The 18,537-nt window shown below is 38.5% G+C and carries 18 protein-coding genes and 1 pseudogene; 13 read left to right on the top strand and 6 right to left on the bottom strand.

The annotated features are described in order from the left end of the window. Nucleotides 1-178: 178 nt before the first annotated feature. Nucleotides 179-745, top strand: coding sequence for a dihydrofolate reductase family protein (locus KHA95_RS11820; protein ID WP_213137707.1), 567 nt, complete (start codon nucleotides 179-181; stop codon nucleotides 743-745). A 75-nt stretch (nucleotides 746-820) separates the two neighbouring features. Here the strand turns inward: KHA95_RS11820 and KHA95_RS23380 are convergent. The 4 genes and pseudogenes from KHA95_RS23380 to rpsD form a co-directional block, all read right to left on the bottom strand. Further along, a pseudogene (locus KHA95_RS23380) lies at nucleotides 821-948 on the bottom strand (hypothetical protein); the annotation flags it as partial. 111 nt (nucleotides 949-1,059) lie between these two features. Continuing rightward, nucleotides 1,060-1,254, bottom strand: coding sequence for a YozQ family protein (locus KHA95_RS11825; RefSeq protein ID WP_213137708.1), 195 nt, complete (start codon nucleotides 1,252-1,254; stop codon nucleotides 1,060-1,062). 251 nt (nucleotides 1,255-1,505) lie between these two features. Further along, nucleotides 1,506-3,080 carry a multicopper oxidase family protein gene (locus KHA95_RS11830; RefSeq protein ID WP_213137709.1) on the bottom strand — a complete coding sequence of 525 codons (1,575 nt, stop codon included), beginning with the start codon at nucleotides 3,078-3,080 and terminating at the stop codon, nucleotides 1,506-1,508. A 274-nt stretch (nucleotides 3,081-3,354) separates the two neighbouring features. After that, the gene (gene rpsD, locus KHA95_RS11835) at nucleotides 3,355-3,957 is read right to left on the bottom strand and encodes a 30S ribosomal protein S4 (protein WP_213137710.1); all 603 of its coding nucleotides are present in this window, start codon (nucleotides 3,955-3,957) and stop codon (nucleotides 3,355-3,357) included. A 340-nt stretch (nucleotides 3,958-4,297) separates the two neighbouring features. Here rpsD and KHA95_RS23270 point away from each other — a divergent pair, with 340 nt between their 5' ends. Next, entirely contained in the window at nucleotides 4,298-5,716 is a 1,419-nt protein-coding gene (locus tag KHA95_RS23270) for a sensor domain-containing diguanylate cyclase (protein WP_213137711.1), read from the top strand. A gap of 224 nt (nucleotides 5,717-5,940) precedes the next feature. Here KHA95_RS23270 and KHA95_RS11845 read toward each other — a convergent pair whose 3' ends face one another. Continuing rightward, nucleotides 5,941-6,420, bottom strand: coding sequence for a GAF domain-containing protein (locus KHA95_RS11845; RefSeq protein WP_213137712.1), 480 nt, complete (start codon nucleotides 6,418-6,420; stop codon nucleotides 5,941-5,943). Between the two features lie 169 nt (nucleotides 6,421-6,589). Here KHA95_RS11845 and refZ point away from each other — a divergent pair, with 169 nt between their 5' ends. The 7 genes from refZ to rarD all read left to right on the top strand — a co-directional run bounded on the left by refZ (nucleotide 6,590) and on the right by rarD (nucleotide 14,970). Next, a complete protein-coding gene (gene refZ / locus KHA95_RS11850) occupies nucleotides 6,590-7,243 on the top strand; it encodes a forespore capture DNA-binding protein RefZ (RefSeq protein WP_213137713.1) in 654 nt (217 codons plus the stop codon). A gap of 264 nt (nucleotides 7,244-7,507) precedes the next feature. Further along, entirely contained in the window at nucleotides 7,508-9,217 is a 1,710-nt protein-coding gene (ezrA, locus tag KHA95_RS11855; RefSeq protein ID WP_213137714.1) for a septation ring formation regulator EzrA, read from the top strand. A gap of 327 nt (nucleotides 9,218-9,544) precedes the next feature. Next, a complete protein-coding gene (locus KHA95_RS11860; protein ID WP_213137715.1) occupies nucleotides 9,545-10,690 on the top strand; it encodes a cysteine desulfurase family protein in 1,146 nt (381 codons plus the stop codon). Beyond that, the gene (gene thiI / locus KHA95_RS11865; protein ID WP_213137716.1) at nucleotides 10,690-11,889 is read left to right on the top strand and encodes a tRNA uracil 4-sulfurtransferase ThiI; all 1,200 of its coding nucleotides are present in this window, start codon (nucleotides 10,690-10,692) and stop codon (nucleotides 11,887-11,889) included. Before KHA95_RS11860 ends, thiI begins: the two co-directional genes overlap by 1 nt. An 85-nt stretch (nucleotides 11,890-11,974) precedes the next feature. Beyond that, the gene (locus tag KHA95_RS11870) at nucleotides 11,975-12,178 is read left to right on the top strand and encodes an alpha/beta-type small acid-soluble spore protein (protein ID WP_213137717.1); all 204 of its coding nucleotides are present in this window, start codon (nucleotides 11,975-11,977) and stop codon (nucleotides 12,176-12,178) included. A gap of 163 nt (nucleotides 12,179-12,341) precedes the next feature. Further along, nucleotides 12,342-13,919: an acyl-CoA synthetase MbcS gene (gene mbcS, locus KHA95_RS11875; protein ID WP_213137718.1), complete on the top strand. Its 1,578-nt coding sequence runs from the start codon at nucleotides 12,342-12,344 to the stop codon at nucleotides 13,917-13,919. A 118-nt stretch (nucleotides 13,920-14,037) separates the two neighbouring features. Further along, complete coding sequence (gene rarD, locus KHA95_RS11880; protein ID WP_349305472.1) at nucleotides 14,038-14,970, top strand: EamA family transporter RarD; 933 nt, start codon at nucleotides 14,038-14,040, stop codon at nucleotides 14,968-14,970. A gap of 23 nt (nucleotides 14,971-14,993) precedes the next feature. On the opposite strand, the gene KHA95_RS11885 is transcribed toward rarD, so the two are convergent. After that, nucleotides 14,994-15,794: an NAD kinase gene (locus KHA95_RS11885; RefSeq protein ID WP_213137720.1), complete on the bottom strand. Its 801-nt coding sequence runs from the start codon at nucleotides 15,792-15,794 to the stop codon at nucleotides 14,994-14,996. Nucleotides 15,795-15,922: 128 nt separating this feature from the next. Between KHA95_RS11885 and sppA the strand changes: the two genes are divergently transcribed. From sppA to ytfJ, 4 genes are all read left to right on the top strand, one after another. Then, on the top strand, nucleotides 15,923-16,930 hold the full coding sequence (sppA, locus tag KHA95_RS11890; RefSeq protein WP_213137721.1) for a signal peptide peptidase SppA: 1,008 nt from the start codon (nucleotides 15,923-15,925) through the stop codon (nucleotides 16,928-16,930). A gap of 18 nt (nucleotides 16,931-16,948) precedes the next feature. Further along, nucleotides 16,949-17,425 carry an RDD family protein gene (locus KHA95_RS11895; protein WP_213137722.1) on the top strand — a complete coding sequence of 159 codons (477 nt, stop codon included), beginning with the start codon at nucleotides 16,949-16,951 and terminating at the stop codon, nucleotides 17,423-17,425. An 81-nt stretch (nucleotides 17,426-17,506) separates the two neighbouring features. Further along, nucleotides 17,507-18,103, top strand: coding sequence for a DUF2953 domain-containing protein (locus tag KHA95_RS11900; RefSeq protein WP_213137723.1), 597 nt, complete (start codon nucleotides 17,507-17,509; stop codon nucleotides 18,101-18,103). Beyond that, nucleotides 18,096-18,533 carry a GerW family sporulation protein gene (gene ytfJ / locus KHA95_RS11905; RefSeq protein WP_213137724.1) on the top strand — a complete coding sequence of 146 codons (438 nt, stop codon included), beginning with the start codon at nucleotides 18,096-18,098 and terminating at the stop codon, nucleotides 18,531-18,533. The genes KHA95_RS11900 and ytfJ overlap by 8 nt, the downstream gene beginning before the upstream one ends. Nucleotides 18,534-18,537: the final 4 nt, after the last annotated feature.

An 18,537-nucleotide genomic window follows, 5' to 3' on the forward strand; every position in this document is an offset into this window, starting at 1 on the left:
AAAATCATTGATAAAGAAATGGTTACTTAAGATTAACTTTATTAAAGTGATTGAAAGGGCACGTGAGGCTTCTTCTTGTGTATTGGGTAGGTATTAATGAAGTTGAGGGATTATTATAGGAAAGTTGATCAACAGTAATAAGCCACGTGAAAAATATACACGTAAGGGAGAAAAAACAATGTCCAATAATGAAAGACCGAGAAAAATAATTCTAGATCTAGCAGTTACTTTAGATGGATTCATTGAAGGTTCAAAAGGAGAAGTTGATTGGTGCATCCTGGACTCTGAGATGGGATTTATCGATTTCTTAAACCAAATTGATACTATTTTATATGGAAGAAAAAGCTACGATTTATGGGGAGAATATACTCCGGAAAATGGAGATTCCGGTACTGAAAAAGACATGTGGGAAATCGTTCATAGTAAAGAAAAATATGTGTTTTCTAATACGAAAAAAGGGATCGACAATAAAGCAATATACATAAATGACAATATTCTTGAAGAAGTAAATAAATTAAAAGATAAGCCTGGTAAAGATATCTGGCTATATGGTGGGGCAAGTCTTATTACAACATTCATCAATTTAGGGCTTGTTGACGAATTTAGATTATCTGTTCATCCTGTTATTTTAGGGGAAGGAAAGCCTTTATTTACTGACATTAAACAGAGAGTAAATCTAAAAATGGTAAGGTCAAGAAAGTTTTCTTCTGGTGTTGTACAACTAATCTATCATTTGGAGAAGTAATCATAAGAGGTATCTTAATTCAAGGTGAAATTTAAAATCCTATTCAATTATTTAATAAAGCCCCAAAACCTTGATTTAATAAGGTATTGGGGCTTTTAAAAGACAAAGCAATCTTATTAACGTGAGGAAGAACTCAACGATAAACGCTTCGTTAATTTCTGATGTAATTCAGAACGCTCTGAAAGACGTGTGAATGTACCTTCAAAAAAGTTACGTATTCAGCAACAAACTAGGGGGAATTCCCATCTGAAAAACATGTTACTTACCGATAAAAACTTTTGTGTTACCTTTTAGATCGAATTTGGATATATCAATTACTTCTGATCCTTCTTATTTAATTCAATATCTGATCCATTAACATCGTCAACAACCGCTTTAATTTCACCTTCCATATAAACTTCGGAAACTTGCTCGTGAGTAGTTGCAAGTCCTGATGACAAAGTATCTTTCCGATTATAATCCTGAACTTCATACGTTCTACCAGCGAGTGTCAAAGAATTTTTTTTCATTTTTCTCCATTTTGATCACTCTTTTTTTAATCAAGATATTTCTAAGTTTCCATACATGGATTGCTATTATTGCCTAAAACATTCATTAAATATTCATTGATTCTAGCGAAAAACACGCACATAAAAATCGTCCAATCTGGTAAATGTAGTCGTCATAACTCATTTAAAGAATGAACGATTTCTGTATGAGTAAATCGAAGATCACTCCTGGAATTATCCCCTATACGAAACACACTAAAGTATGCCCAACCTTATATTTCATCTTCGCTATCTTCTTTCTCAACCACTCTCATCGGACGCATCATATCATAGTCCTCGTGCTCCAGTATATGGCAATGCCAGACGTATTCGCCGGGGTTTTCCTTAAATTGCATGATGACGCTTGTTACCATTCCAGGCTCAGCTTTTACCGTGTCTTTCCAACCTCTTTCGTGAATTTCGGGCCGGGTAGCAGGGCCAGTATACTCAATATAGCCATCCTGATTGAATCTTTCCAAGTTAAATGGTGTTCGATGTAAAATTTTGAATTGAATCAGATGGATGTGAATCGGATGGGGAAAGTTTGTGACATTGATTAGTTTCCAAACTTCTGTATCGCCGATTATCGGTTTTTCGGTAACAGGGTCATGCCACATTCGGTCATCAAGCAAAAGCATAGGTCTGCCATACTCATCAGTCATCGCATCTAGCTTTAATAATCGAGTTTTATTGGCATTATGTTCATCCAATGTCTTCTCATCCGGAATGAGTTTTGCGGGGATTTTACTCGTATCTTTTCCATTCAAAGGCAGCGAGACATCAAATCTCATAATAACCCCTGTATTTCCTTCATCATTTGTATTTTGCAATATTAATCTTTTCCCTTTTAGTTTTGAAAAATCAATGATCACTTCAGTGCGTTCGGCTGGTTCCAGAGGAATGGTTGTCAATTCAACAGGTTCTGTCAGTAAACCTCCGTCTGTCGCAATTTGATAAAAGGTACGTCCGTCTCCAAGCCTTAACGTATAGGCATTTGTGTTGGAGGCGTTTAATATGCGAAAACGATATTTGCGGGGCTCCACTTTTAATTTTGGCCAGAGCTTTCCGTTAACCGCTATCGTGTTTCCAATAAAAAATGGTTGGACAGAAGGATTTACAGGTGCCGGCGGGTCGGTGTTTTCCGGGTAATATAAAGAGCCGTCTGAATTAAAAGATCGATCCTGAATCATTAATGGTATATCGTAATGCCCCTTTGGTAATTTTAAGTGCTTTTCCGCAGCGTCCTCAATTAAGTAAAAACCTGCTAAACCCGTGTACATATTGAGTCTCGTAATGCCGACGGCGTGATCGTGATACCAGAGAGTTGCTCCCATTTGCCTGTTCGTGTATTCATACACTTTCCGGTTAAATTTTGCTCCCGTCTCTTCAAAATCCCTTGAAAACCATGCATCAGGATGTCCATCACTTTCCCAATTTACATTCGCACCGTGCAAATGAACGACTGTTCGAACGTCAGGGGGGCCGGCAGATCCATGAAGCGTTCGATCAATGGGCAAAAGGTGTTTACTGGGGAGCTTATTTTTCCATTTCACATAAATTTTTTCATTTTGTTTGACCTTTATCGTCGGACCGGGTTGCATCCCATCGTATCCCCATATCGTTGTCGCTGGAAAATGTTGATGATATTTGTGTTTTACCTGTCTCATTGAAATTTCGTAATATCGACTACCTTTAATCATTGCCCTCGGTTCAGCCGCCAGTGGTATGGGAAGTTCATCCACGAACTTCGGGATTGTATCGGGATTGGATGGGTCAACTTTCATACGACTTTTCCTTTTTGTTGGCATTTTCTCACTTCCTAACTGTAGCATTTCATTATTTTATGTAGTTAAATGGTGGATGTATGGGTAATAGTTGGGATGGTATCATTTTTAAAAAGTGGTGGTGGAAAGGGGATCGGTTGGGAAGGACCCTAACATTATCCTGTACTAATGAGGAGGGTCAGGAAAGAATTATGCATTTGATAGCTTTTTCCTGAAAGGTGCCCAAATTTTACGTTGAAAAAGCCCCAAACCTTTTATATAGTAAAGGTTTGGGGTTTTGTTAATTAAAGCAAACTTATTAACGTGAGTAGAACTCAACGATAAACGCTTCGTTAATTTCTGATGGTAATTCAGAACGCTCTGGAAGACGTGTGAATGTACCTTCAAGCTTGTCAGCATCAAATGTTACGTATTCAGGAATAAAGTTTGTTGCTTCAACGGATTCTTTGATGATAGCAAGGTTGCGTGATTTTTCACGAACACCGATCGTTTGACCAGCTGCTACGCGGAATGAAGGAATATCAACGCGACGTCCGTCAACTAGAATATGACCGTGGTTTACAAGCTGACGCGCTTGGCGACGAGTGCGTGCAAGACCTAGACGGTATACAAGGTTATCAAGGCGTTGCTCCAAAAGGATCATGAAGTTTTCACCGTGTTTCCCTTTCATTCTACCAGCTCTTACGAACAAGTTTTTAAATTGACGTTCGTTCACTCCGTACATATGGCGAAGTTTTTGTTTCTCTTGTAACTGCAATCCATATTCTGAGTGTTTTTTACGTTGGTTTGGACCATGTTGTCCTGGCGCGTAAGGGCGCTTTTCTAATTCCTTACCTGTACCGCTTAAAGAAATACCCAAACGACGGGAAATTTTCCAAGCTGGACCTGTATAACGAGACATATAAGTCTCCTCCTTTGTTTTTATTTTTGTAAAATAAAAACCGATATGAATTCACTTTGATGAATATTTTGTTTTCATGCACCCTCGCCCTAGCAGCGGCGGGTTACGCGATGCACCTCAGAAAGAGGAACAAAATACAGACACCAAGTATTCATCCAGGCTGCATTATTTTACACAACGACCATTATATGATGAATAAAAGGAGAAGTCAAGCATTGTTAAGAATGGAAAATGTTGTTTTGCTCTAGGTTAAAAGATCTATTCATGATATGATTAATGGGAAAAAGGTCATTATATAAATAGGATAGCTTTTTTTATCATTTAGTGGCGGGTGATGATTGTGAGCAAAAATAACTCAACTTTCATATTAAATAACGAGCAGCAAGAAGGCAATAAGTATAAAGAGTTATTCCGAGTGACGGAAAAGTTTCATGCGACAATGGAAACAACGAGTATACTTACAGAAGTCATAGAGACCCTCCATAAAGTTTTTCCTCAATATGACTATCATTTACTTATGTCCAATGATAGTGAGGCCACTGCGCAATTGCCCATAAAAGAATTAAAGTACCATTCTGAGAATACTGCTGCAATTTCCGCATATGTGAATGGAACAGTTGAAATCAATGATATAAATGGGGCACAGCTATTATATGCGCCATTAAATGGGAGGCAGGCTGTTTATGGTGTGCTTCAAGTGCAGGCGGATCACAGCTTTCCTTTAACAGAGGGAGAAATTGATTTCATAAAGTTAGTGGCGAATACAGCGGGTGGAGCATTGGAGAATGCTAAGTTATATCAACAATCTCGGAAATTGATTGAAGATTTAAAGTTTATCAACGAAACTTCATATGAGTTAAATTCACGAGCCACTGTAAAAGAAACATTGGAATACGTGTATGATCAAATTTTAAATTCTTTTTCAGCCTCCGCAATTGGCTTTGTATTTAAAGTTGATAATGAACCGGATATTTTAAAAGAGAGCTCTAGTTATTTTTTCGAACAATCGGCAACGCCATTTATTCAGCAAATATTTCATAAAGTAAATGAAACGAAAGAGGCTTTATTTATTGGGAACATTCATCAATCAATGGCTGGGACTATATGCCCATACGCGACAGCTATGGTTGTCCCGATGATTGAAGGAGAAGCAATGAAAGGAATTGTTATTGCGTTAGGTGATAAGCCTTATTGTTTTACATTCGATACGTACAAGCTTTTCCAATTATTTATTCAGCGTTCAACTTTAGCTGTAACAAATTCAATCTTGAGAGAAGAACTTCAACGAATGGTCATTACGGATCAATTAACTCAGTTATATGCAAGAAATTATTTGGATGAAGCGATTAAGCGCTCGATGAAAATTGACCAAGAAGGTACGTTTATATTAGTAGATTTAGACGACTTTAAAGCCGTTAATGATACATATGGACACCAGATTGGCGATGAAGTGTTAATACAAGTAGCGGAATCGATTAGAAAACACTTAAGAAGCACAGATATCGGAGCGCGTTGGGGCGGTGAAGAACTAGCCATATATTTGCCAGGGGTGTCGTTGGAAGATGGGATTGCTGTTGCGCGAAGATTGAGAGAATATGTCCCTAAAGAAACATCCCCAAAAGTGACAATTTCTTGTGGTATTTCAAGCTGGAAGTACGAGCAAGAAGATGAAGTGAAAAACTTATTTAACCGCGCAGATACTGCACTCTATGAAGCTAAGCGTGGCGGGAAAAATCAAATTGCGATTAAACAATTGTAATTCGAATTAGCAGAGGTACCCGCAAGTGGCTTTTAATTCAACTTCCTGTCCCTAACGATTCGCTTTCGGTACAAAGATTTTCTAATTCAAGCGAAGCCTTCGGTGAATCTCACAGATCTATTAGAGGAGCTTAGGAAGACAATCTAAGTTCGCCGCTTGGCAAATTTAGACGTTAAGGCATCATTTAAAAGGAGGCCGCTTGATTCAAGCGGCCTCCTTTTAAATTAAAGATAAGCAAGCAAAGCTTCTGTGAACTTTTCGAGATATTCTTTATCGATTTCATCAAAGCGATCTTTTTCTGGGCTGTCAATATCCAAAACGCCGATGACATTTCCATCTTTTGTTAATGGGATAACAATTTCCGACTGGGAAGCAGCATCGCATGCAATATGCCCTGGAAAAGCATGAACATCAGGAACAACGATCGTTTCTTTTTGAGCGGCCGAAGTTCCACAAACACCTCTTCCTAAGGGAATCCTTACACAAGCCGGCAAACCTTGGAAAGGTCCGAGTACAAGTTCTCCCTCTTCGATTAAGTAGAAGCCGACCCAATTAATTCGATCTAAAAACTGGCCAAGTAATGCAGAGGCATTGCTTAAATTAGCAATTTGATTTGTTTCTCCATCAAGCAAGGCGCGTAGTTGTTGTATGACTAACTCATAGCTTTTTACTCGGTCTTCACTGTACTGCTTCACTTCAAACATTGATCTTCCTACCTTTCTTTTTCAAAAATAAACAATATATGACAAACTTTGAATGAAACTGTCGAGAACTATTCAAAGGAATTGTTGATCATAGAGAGAAGTCATATAGTAGTATGTTTTATTTTTGCATATCATTTCAAAATATTCAAGACATGAGTAGGAGGAGCCTATGACTGTTCAAGCTACGACGAAGGATGTAATCATTGAGGCGGCGATTGAGCTTTTTAATACGAAGAGTTTCCAAGGGACAACCATTCGAGACATCGCAAAAAGGGCAAATGTGAATGCGGCGAATATATCGTATTATTTCCAAGGGAAGCAAGGGCTGCTTGAAGCTTGTCTCGTTCGCTTCTTTGATCCCTATGTCGCTTGTCTTGAAGAAGAAAGTGGAAAGATGAAGATGGATAACGCACACATCTGTCTGAGTAGAGCATTAAAAAAAATCATACAATTTCAAATGGAAAATCATTTGCTTACCCGGTTCGTATGGAGAGAAATTTCAATTGACTCACAATTAACTCGAGAAATCATCGCCTCCTATTTAATGAAAGAGCGTTTTTATTTGAAGAAATTAATTCAAGCAGCATTGAAGGAACAAAGGACAACGGTCATGGTCGATATGCTTGTTATTCAGCTAAAAGGTATGCTAATGATGCCATACTTAAACAGTCAATACGTAATGGAAGTATGGAGTATGCGCCCACATGAGCAATATTATACAGATAAATATTTTCAAGTCATTCAAAAGTGGCTTGATGTGATGCTAGATGGGTATGTTCGACCCAATCATATCAGCGCGATGCCGATTTCATATACGATTTAAAGGGAAGCACACTTCAACTTTTGGAGGTGTGTTTTTTTGCGGGCGAAAATCGAAAAGTTGGTTCAACATTCCTTTTTTCCTCAAATTTCAAAAAGAAAATCGGTCATTTACAGATGTTATTCTTTTTCTAAAAGAAAAATAAGAAATAAATGCTTTTAATAGTCAAAAAATGTCGTTCTCATGTTATCATAGAAGAACATAACTTTAATGATAATAAATTCACATATATGGCTGAAATGAATTGGGTTGAACAGGGGGCTAATAATGAAATACGGCGTGGAAATCGTGATTGCAACGATTGTTCTTATACTTATTATAATTGTAGCTGGATACATACTAAGAAAACGGTATTATAAAGAGGTTGATCGACTAGAAGCGAAGAAGATGGAACTAATGCATCGCCCTGTGATTGAAGAGTTGGCAAAGATGAAACAACTGAATATGACAGGAGAAGCAGAAAAATTATTTGAAGGCTGGCGTAAATCTTGGGATGAGATTGTGACTGAGAAGCTGCCGACGATTGATGAATGGCTATTTGATGCAGAGGAAATGACTGATAAATATCGCTTCAATCAGGCGAAAGCAGTACATGAAAAAATTGAACGTCTTCTTGAGGAAATTGGTGAACAAATCGAACAGATCCTTGATCAATTGACGGAGCTTGTTGGAAGTGAAGAGAAAAGCCGATTGGAAATGGAAGATATCTTAGAAAAATATAAAATTGCAAAAAAGAATCTACTCGCTCATCGCCATAGTTTTGGAATAGCAACGAAGAAGCTAGATGGGCTTTTAGAGGAAACTTCTACAAATATTGAAGCATTTGATGAATTAACAAATCAAGGGGACTATTTAAAAGCGCGCGAAATTGTCCTTACACTGGGTGAACAAATGGACCAACTGACAGGGAAGATGGAGAAAATCCCTGATCTTTTAACAGAATGTCAAACAATCATCCCCGCGCAAATAAATGAATTGCAAGATGGCTATGAAGAAATGAAGCAAGCGGGATTTATATTAGACCATTTACAAATTGAAACACAGGTAGAAAAGATTGAAAAACAGCTTGAGGCGTATCGTGAGTTTCTGCAAAATGCCGAGGTAGGCGAAGTTGAAAATGGTCTTGGGGAAATGACTGAAAAGCTCGATTCACTTTACGATGTACTAGAGAAGGAAGTATTGGAAAAACATTATCTCGTAAAGGAAAATGAGAAGGCGGGAATGATTTTAGAGCAATTAAAAGAAGTGAATCTTGGAATCGTAACAGAAACAAATGAAGTGAAAAATAGTTATCATTTGTTAGAGGATGATCTGGAAGCTCCGAAATCATTTGAAAAAACGCTTGCCCAATTGACACAACGCTATGAATTATTAAAGGCAAGAATGTCAGAGGAGCGTTCCGCATATTCGGTTTTAAGCGAGGAATTAAAAGAAATTGAAAAGCAACTAGAGGCAATGCAAGTTCAACAGGCAGAGTTTACCGAGCGCTTGCAAAGTTTACGAAAAGATGAATTAGAAGCGAGAGAAAAATTAGAAGGCTTGCAAAGAAGAATCAACGAAATTATTCGGATGGTTCGAAAGAGCAAGATGCCAGGGCTTCCAGCTGATTTTGAATCGTTGTATGAACAAGCAGAAGAAAATATCGATGATGTGTACAAAAGTCTGAATGAAAAACCATTAAATATGAAATCGGTCCAAAAGTTTTTATACGAAGCGATCGATACGGTGGAGCATCTATATACCCGGACAGATGAGCATATTGAAAATTCAAGGCTTGCGGAAAAAGTCATTCAATATGGAAATCGTTATCGTGCACGCAATCCAGAATTGAGAGCAAAGCTTGAAGAGGCAGAACAAGCTTTTCGCAATTATGAATATAAATCAGCGCTTGAGCAAGCAGCAACGGCTGTTGAGCAAGTAGAGCCTGGTGCGTTAAAGCGAATCGAAGAAATTATGAATGAAAAAATACACGTATAATCGATCATGGTGGTGCATGTTTGCATCGCCATGTTTTTATTTCTTTGGAAAGACAGATATGATAACATATACAATTGGCATTAGAATTTTATTTAAAGCGTATTTGAAAAGCCGAGAGAGAAAGACGTATCAAATTTCGAGGGCGCCGAAAAACATTAGTCTCTTCAAAAATGTTATACCTATTCTAATATGAGTGTTGATTTCCGTTCCAGGTACTTGCTTTCCGCAGGCGGAAAGCAACAGTATTATTAAGATGACTTTTTCAGTGCCCACAAAATCTCTCCAACCTTTTTATTTTGTGAATAGATAATGTAGAAGGTGTTTATTTTGATCTATTTTGATAATAGTGCAACGACAAAACCATATGATGATGTATTGGACACATATGTAAAAGTAAATCGCCAGTTTTTTGGCAATCCGTCATCCTTGCATAATTTTGGCGGGAAATCTGAGCAACTACTTACACGAGCTCGAGAGCAAATCGCGAACCTATGCAATGCCAAACCAGCGGAAATTTATTTTACATCTGGTGGAACAGAAGCAAATAATATGGCGATTAAGGGTGCGGCAATGATGCATAAAGGACGTGGAAATCATATTATTTCTACTGTAATTGAGCACCCGTCTGTGATTGAATCGTTGGAACAGCTGAGGGAACAAGGATTCGAGGTTACGTATGTTCCAGTCGATCAGCAAGGAAGAGTGTCGGTGGCTGATATCGAAGCTGCTCTTACGGATCAAACAATTCTCGTATCCGTCATGCATGTAAATAATGAAATTGGCTCGGTTCAACCGATCCAAACGATTGGTAATATGTTAAAGCAATATTCAAAAGTACTTTTTCATGTTGATCATGTTCAAGGAGCCGGGAAAATAAACCTCGATTTTCAAGAGGCAGCGATTGACCTATGCAGTGTTTCCGCCCATAAATTCCACGGCTTAAAAGGGACAGGCTTTCTTTATATTCGCGAAGGTGTGAAAATCAATCCACTTCTTGGTGGAGGAAATCAAGAAGGAAAGATGCGAAGCGGAACGGAAAATGTTGCTGGGATCGTTGCGATGGCACGTGCGTTACGTTTAACGGAAGAAAAGCGTGTTCATGAAATGGATAATTTAGAATTAATTAGGAATTGTCTATATGATGAACTGAAGCAAAATCAAGAGATAATCGTTCATACACCGATGGATGCTGCTCCACATATTATTAATTTTTCTGTGCAGCGTATAAAAGGAGAAGTACTCGTTCACGCACTTGAAGAAGAAGGAATCATTATTTCAACGACAAGCGCATGTTCATCAAAAGATCAACGCCCGAGTAAAACGTTGACAGCGATTGGTGTTTCTGATCAAATAGCAGAAAGTGCAGTTCGCATCAGCCTTTCATATGAAAATACGCTTGAGGAAGCGAAGCAATTCATTGAGCGGCTGGATCAAGTATTGCAAAGATTAAATCATGTAATGAGGCGAAAATAATGAATTATGATCGAATTTTAATTAGATATGGAGAAATGTCCTTAAAAGGGCGAAATAGAAAACATTTTGTAACAAAATTAAGAAAAAGCATAAAGAGAATGCTACAAGATTTTCCGAATGTACAAATTGAATCTGAATGGGATCGCATGTATGTTTTGCTAAACGGCGAACGAGCAGAGCCGGTCATGGAGGAATTGAAGAAAGTATTCGGTATTCAATCGTTTAGTCCAGCGATTAAAACAGAAAAAGAGATAGAAAAAATTCGTGAGGCGGCTTTGCAGATTATGAAAAAAGCCCATGTTCCAGGTAATACGTTTAAAATATCCGCACGTAGATCGGATAAAAATTTTGCCTATGACACAAACGGCTTAAATCATGCGGTTGGTGCGCATATTTTAATCCATATGGACGATATTAAAGTAGATGTAAAAAAACCGGACGTGAATTTGATCGTTGAAATTCGTCATGATGCTGCTTATATTTCCGGAGAAGTCATTCAAGGAATAGGCGGGTTCCCGGCAGGTTCATCTGGAAAAGCGATTCTCATGTTATCTGGGGGAATCGATAGTCCAGTTGCCGGATATTTAACGATGAAACGTGGCGTCGAAATTGAGGCTGTTCATTTTCACAGCCCACCATTTACGAATGAACGAGCAAAACAAAAAGTAATCGATCTTGCGGATAAGCTTGCCCAATATACAGGAAAAGTAAGAATTCATATGGTACCATTTACGGCTATACAGGAAACGATTCATAAAGAGATTCCTGCCGCCTATACGATGACAGCGACAAGAAGAATGATGCTGCGGATCGCGGATGAAATTAGGGAACAGCGAAAAGCGCTCGCGATTGTCACTGGGGAAAGTTTGGGACAAGTGGCAAGTCAAACGATGAATAGTATGTTTACGATTAATGATGTGACGAATACGCCAATTATACGCCCGCTAATTACAATGGATAAACTTGAAATTATTTCTATTGCTGAAACACTAGACACGATGGAAATTTCAAATCGGCCTTATGAAGATTGTTGTACGATCTTTACTCCGCCAGCGCCAACAACGAAACCACGAGTAGATAAAATGGAAATGTTTGAAAACAAATTTGATTGGGCACCACTTGTAGCTGAAGCAATTGAAAAAACCGAAGCTGTTGTTGTTAATGGCCAGAAAAAAGATGAAATGGATGATTTGTTTTAAGAAAAAAATGGTAATGTTACCAAAAAAATATTGAATGATGGCATGTGTTTTCGCACAATCTATCCATACAAGGAGGTGAAAACACATGCCAAACAACAGCAATAGCAATCAACTTCTAGTACCAGGAGTACAACAGGCTCTAGACCAAATGAAATACGAAATCGCAACAGAATTCGGTGTTCAATTGGGAGCAGAGACAACTTCACGTGCAAACGGTTCAGTAGGTGGAGAAATCACCAAACGCCTTGTTCAAATGGCTGAACAACAACTTGGTGGCCGCGCACACTAACATTCGTATATTCAATGGATATAGAAGCGGGAGCAATCCCGCTTCTTTGCAGTGTAATAATGATGAATTGTCTTTTTTTGTCTCGGAAACTAGTAGTCTTGAATATTAATTATGAGCATCATTCTGTATAATAGGAATAAGTAAAAAAGAAGGAGGGGCAACGATGAAACGAGAAGATTTACTTGCGCCTGAAATGTATAATATTACCGAGGAATTTGAAAGGTTTGCAGCTGATTCGAATCGAGTTGCTTTGAAGTGGGAAAATGATCAAGGGGAGACAAAAGAGATTACATATAAAAAGCTGATGAATGCGGCGAATAAAATCGCTAACGTATTTACAGCAGCTGGTTTACAAAAAGGCGATGCCATTCTCATTATGGTTCCTAGACTTATCGAGGCGTATCAAGTATATACCGCAGCATTAAAAGCAGGACTCGTACTCATTCCAAGCTCCGAAATGTTGAAACCAGCAGACTTGCAATATCGAGTTGATCATGGTGATGTAAAGGCAATTGTGAATTATTTCCCATATGTTGATCAATTTGATCAGGTAGAAAATATTGACGATGTGAAAAAGTTTGTCATCGGTAAAAATGTAAGTGGCTGGACGTACCTTGATGAAGAAATGGAAAAAGCATCACATGATTATGCAGCTATTAAAACAGTTAGCACAGACACTGCGTTTTTATCCTACACATCGGGCACCACGGGCAATCCAAAAGCAGTCGTCCACACACATGGTTGGGGTTACGCTCACTTGAGAACAGCAGCACCAAATTGGTTAAGTATCCAAGAAGGCGATACCGTTTGGGCTACGGCAAGTCCTGGATGGCAAAAATGGGTATGGAGTCCCTTATTATCTGTGCTTGGAATGGGCGCAACAGGATTCGTTTATCATGGAAAATTTGATCCGTTAAAATATTTATCGCTGCTTGAAAAATATAATATTAATGTATTATGCTGTACACCGACCGAATATCGCCTTATGGCGAAAGTAGATAATTTAAATGAATTTAATCTTTCTCATTTACACAGTGCAGTCTCAGCTGGAGAACCATTAAATCGTGAAGTGATTGATACATTTCGCCATTATTTTCAAGTGGATGTACGCGATGGTTATGGACAAACCGAAAATACATTACTTGTTGGGATTACGAAAGAGATGGAGTTAAGACCAGGGTCAATGGGAAAACCTACACCTGGTAATAAAGTAGAAATTATTGATGAATTTGGGCACCCGTGTAAGGTCGGCGAAATCGGTGATATTGCCGTTCACGTGGAAACACCTGCCTTATTCAAACATTATTACAAGGAGCCGGAACGAACAGCGATGCAATTTAGAGGCGAATATTATATTACCGGCGACAAAGCAAGAAAAGATGAAGATGGATATTTTTGGTTTGAAGGTCGAGGAGACGATATCATTGTAAGCTCGGGTTATACAATTGGACCATTCGAAGTAGAGGATGCGCTCGTTAAGCACCCATACGTAAAGGAATGTGCGGTTGTAGCAAGTCCTGATGAAATAAGAGGAAATGTTGTTAAAGCATTCATTATCCTAAAAGACAACATCGATGAAAATGAACCTAACCTAATTTCCATTTTGCAAAATCACGTAAAAGAAATTACTGCTCCATACAAATACCCGCGGAAAATTGAATTCGTCGATGAATTACCGAAAACTGTTTCTGGGAAAATTATGCGTGTGGAATTAAGGAAGCGTGAGTTAGAGAGAAACTAACCCGTTTATAAAAAATAAAAACTATGATAAAATTTTATAATATTGTTTATTAGAAGAACAAAGCCCCTTCAACGACAATCGTAAGAAGGTGGCTTTGTTTTATTGGGGAGTTTTAATGATGGGAAAAAACGAACAGCTCGGAATAGTTTATACGGTAATCGCCTATCTCGTATGGGGATTTTTGCCGATTTATTGGAAGTTTCTTGGGCATGTAACAGCTGAAGAGATATTAGCAAATCGGATCTTTTGGTCGTTTTGCTTCATGATACTCGTTCTTTTCATCGGAAAGAAATGGAGTAGTTTTGTAACAAGTTTACGCATGATTGTAAAACAGCCCAAAACGTTTTTTGCCCTTGCAGGGGCTTCGATTTTGATTAGCTGTAACTGGTTTATTTATATTTGGGCAGTGAATGAAGGGAGAATCGTAGAGGCGTCCCTTGGGTATTATATTAATCCGCTAGTAAGCATTTTACTAGGTGTCATCGTTTTAAAAGAAAAATTATTACGGATTCAAATTGTCTCCTTCTTTTTCGCATTAGCCGGTGTTCTCGTTTTAACCATTTCATATGGACAATTTCCGTTCATTGCTTTTTTCCTTGCCCTTTCATTTGGTTTCTATGGCTTAGTGAAAAAAATGGTAAAAGTAGATTCTGGAATTGGTTTAACACTAGAAACAATGTTTATTATGCCGCTTGCCTTTATTTATATGATATACGGCATGATCAAAGGAGAATCTGCTCTGTTTTCGGGTTCACTTCACACGATATTACTTTTAATCGGATCCGGAGCGGCCACGGCCATACCACTTTTATATTTTGCCAAAGGGGTGCTAAGAATTCCCCTCTATTTAGCAGGGTTTATACAATATTTAGCTCCAACCATTATGCTTATTATCGGAGTTGTTCTTTATAAAGAGCCCTTTGAGTCAACACAAATCCTCGCTTTCTCTCTCATTTGGGGTGCCCTTGCCCTCGTAACATTTGCGGCGGTCAAAGGAGCGACAAAGGGAAAAAGTTTAAAATCGCTAAAACAAAAACGAGCATCTCATTGATTGAGGTGCTCGTTTTCTTCTTCTTATAAAAACGTTCTTTTTACTTTCTCCCAGAACGAGTTGTTTTTGAGTTTAACTGTTTTAATTCGTTTATCTGTTAATTGGATTTCTACTTTTTCTACTTGTTGGACGCTTAATGCTTCGTTATCCATTCCCATTGTAGGATAGTCATTTCCGTCTTGAACGACTTTTAGAAGAAGCTTACGGTCATCCCCTAAAATAAAGGAAGAGCCAAGTGTGCGATATAAATTATTGTTTAGTGAAGCCATTTCACTTACTTGCATACAAGGAAGAAGTGGGTCAACAACCGCCCCTTTAATCGACTTATTATAGGCTGTGCTTCCTGTCGGTGTTGAGATGACCATGCCATCACCGCGGAACGTTTCGAAATGTAAATCATCGATAAACACATCCATAACGAGTGTTTTAATGATTCCAGAACGGATCGTGAATTCGTTTAAGCAGTAAAAAGATCCTTCCTCATCAACATCGACTTTAATAATTGGGTAACGTCTTACTTCGATTTGTTCCATCGTCATAGCATCTACGATTGAATGGAGGTCATCGATGTGGAAGTCACAGTAAAGTCCTTTTGTACCATCTTCAGCAATGCCCGCGTATAAGCAATCTTGTCTAAACCCTGTTTTTCTTACTGCTTGCAAAAATGTGCCATCTCCACCAATGCTAGCAATAATATTTGCCTCTTCGTGTTTTTTCACAATCGTGAAATCATGTCTTTCTGCAAGTTCATGTAATGCGATAATTTTATCATTCACGACCGAATCGTTTTTATGAAAAAAGAAAATGTTTTTGCGTTGTGTCATTTAAAAGTCCTCCTCGGAAAAAATCCTATATATTTGTTACAATAATGAACATGTCTTTCATTTTAACATGAGATTGAAACTTTTTAAAAGAATGACACGTATGTACATGTGTAGGGAGGAGATTTTATATGAATGGAAAACGTTGGGCGGCATTAGCGATCGCAGCAGGAGTATTATTTGTATCATCCATTGTTAATGCAGCAAGCACCTTTTTGTTTACTGATTTTTCAAAGGCGTTTGAAGGGAATTTTATGTCTGGTAATACGTTTGCTGAGGAAACGATTGAAGTTGGTAATCCATTGAAAAAAATCGCTGTTCTTGAAGTGAACGGGGTTATTCAAGATACAGGTGATACAGCTTCAATTTTTTCTAGCGGCTATTTACATCGCGATTTTATGAAACAGCTGAATCAAGTGAAGGATGATAAAAACGTCAAAGCGATCGTTCTTCGAGTGAACTCACCAGGCGGCGGTACGAATGAATCAGCAGAAATCCATCAAAAAATCGTGCAAATTAGAGAAGAAACGAAAAAGCCAGTCTATGTGTCGATGGGAGCGATGGCGGCATCAGGCGGTTATTATATTTCCGCTCCAGCTGATAAAATTTTCGCAAGTCCTGAAACATTAACAGGTTCACTCGGGGTTATTATGCAAGGTGTGAACATCGGTGAGCTTGCGGAAATGTATGGAGTCGACTTTATGACGATTAAAAGTGGACCTTATAAAGACATTATGAGCCAATACCGCGAGATGACGGATGATGAAAGAGATATTTTACAATCGATGCTCGATAATTCCTATAATGAATTCGTTCGTATCATTGCCGAAGGTCGGGGATTGACGGAAGAAAGAGTAAGAGAGCTTGCGGACGGCAGAGTGTATGACGGCAGGCAGGCAAAGGAAGTTGATCTTATCGACGATTTTGGTTATGAGGAAGATGTGATTAGTCAGTTGAAAGCAGATCATCAATTAGAGGATGCAGAAGTCATTCGCTACACATCCAATCTTGGTGGACTTGGATCATTGCTTGGGCTAACGGCTCAAAAAATCGCCGGTAAGCAGGCAGAGATGTCAGGGATTTTACACCTTCTATCAAAACCAAATGCGCCAAGGCTTATGTATTTATACTCTGAATGATGATCAGAAGGAGGTTGAATGACTATGGAGGAAAATCATCAAGAACGAATAGAGCCACAGGCAATCCACACAGAAGTACCGGAACAGCGGTATGCAGGTTTTTGGATGCGGTTTTGGGCATACTTACTTGATTTAATCATCATCTTTAGTTTAAATGGCCTGCTCGTTAAACCGATATTTCGGGCATTTGATATTTCATTATCAAAAGCAGGGATCATATCTGCTTACGGAATTGCAGCGGGCTTGATTTTTTATTTGTATTTTATTCTCATGACGAAATATTTTAGCCAAACACTCGGAAAAATGGTCTTCGGTCTCAAGGTTGTTTCCTTGCAAGCCAATAAACTTTCATGGAGTACGATCATTTTCAGAGAAGGAGTCGGCCGCTATATTTCGGCAACATTGCAATTTTTATACATCATTGCTGCTTTTACACCGAAAAAACAAGCGCTGCATGATTTATTTGCCGATACAACGGTTGTTCATGAAAGATAAAGAACGATACAACACACCCGCTTAATTTAAGCGGGTTTATTTTATTTTCAGCGGGGCATACTAACATGTTGGAGGGATCATATGCTTTTTCCCGTCATCATCCTTATTGTTGCAGTCGCCCTTATTTTCTTGTATTTCTTGAGAATACATATAACGATTACGTTAAAAAACACACATGTAAAAATAAAAATAAGTACTTTCTTTCATTTGATTCGTATAAAAAGAGAACTCGATTTGCTGAATATCCCTGAAAGGAAAGATATTTCATTAGATCAGCGATTAGACAATCTGAAACAAAAGTACTGTGATGTAAAGCCGATGATTCGTCAAGTAGATCGATTTTTTTTAAAAACCCGCAGGCGCGTATTTACTTGGAAAACGATGATTGGACTCGGTGACGCCCACGCAACAGCAATTGCTGCTGGAATGATCTATTCATTGAAGGGGATCGTGCTCACTTTCTTAAAAACGCATATGCGTTGGAAAAGCAAGCCAGACGTAGATGTCGTGCAAAATGTTCACGAATATACATGGCGGATGCATTTGCAATGTATGATCTCTTTTAAAGCGGGGGATGCTATATTGACGGCTTGGAAGCTGTATCGATTATGGAAGAAAACACAAAAAGCACATACATCCCGCGTTCATGCGGCTGATAGGAGGAGTTTAGATGGCTGACCATCATCCGATTAAAGATGTGATGACAACGGCGATGGAAAATTTAAAAGAGATGATTGATGTAAATACAATCGTCGGTGATCCAGTTGAAACCCCTGACGGAGGTGTCATTTTAACCGTATCTAAGGTTGGATTTGGCTTTGCGATGGGAGGAAGTGAATTCAACGCGAGCTCTGACGGGGATAGTCAAGCATTTCCGTTCGGAGGCGGAAGCGGTGGTGGTGTTTCGATTACGCCGATTGCATTTTTAATTGTAAATAAGCATGGTGTAAATATGCTCCATCTTGAGCAAAAACCGCAATTAATTGAAAAACTGATCGACCTCGCTCCGAGCACGATTGAGAAAATTCAACAAATGACGAATCACTCTAAACATGAAGAAGTGGAAAAGGAAATAAAAAAAGAAAGTACAATCGATTACGATATTTAAAAAT

It is taken from the genome of Bacillus sp. FJAT-50079 (assembly GCF_018343515.1).
Lineage (GTDB): Bacteria > Bacillota > Bacilli > Bacillales > Bacillaceae_C > Lederbergia.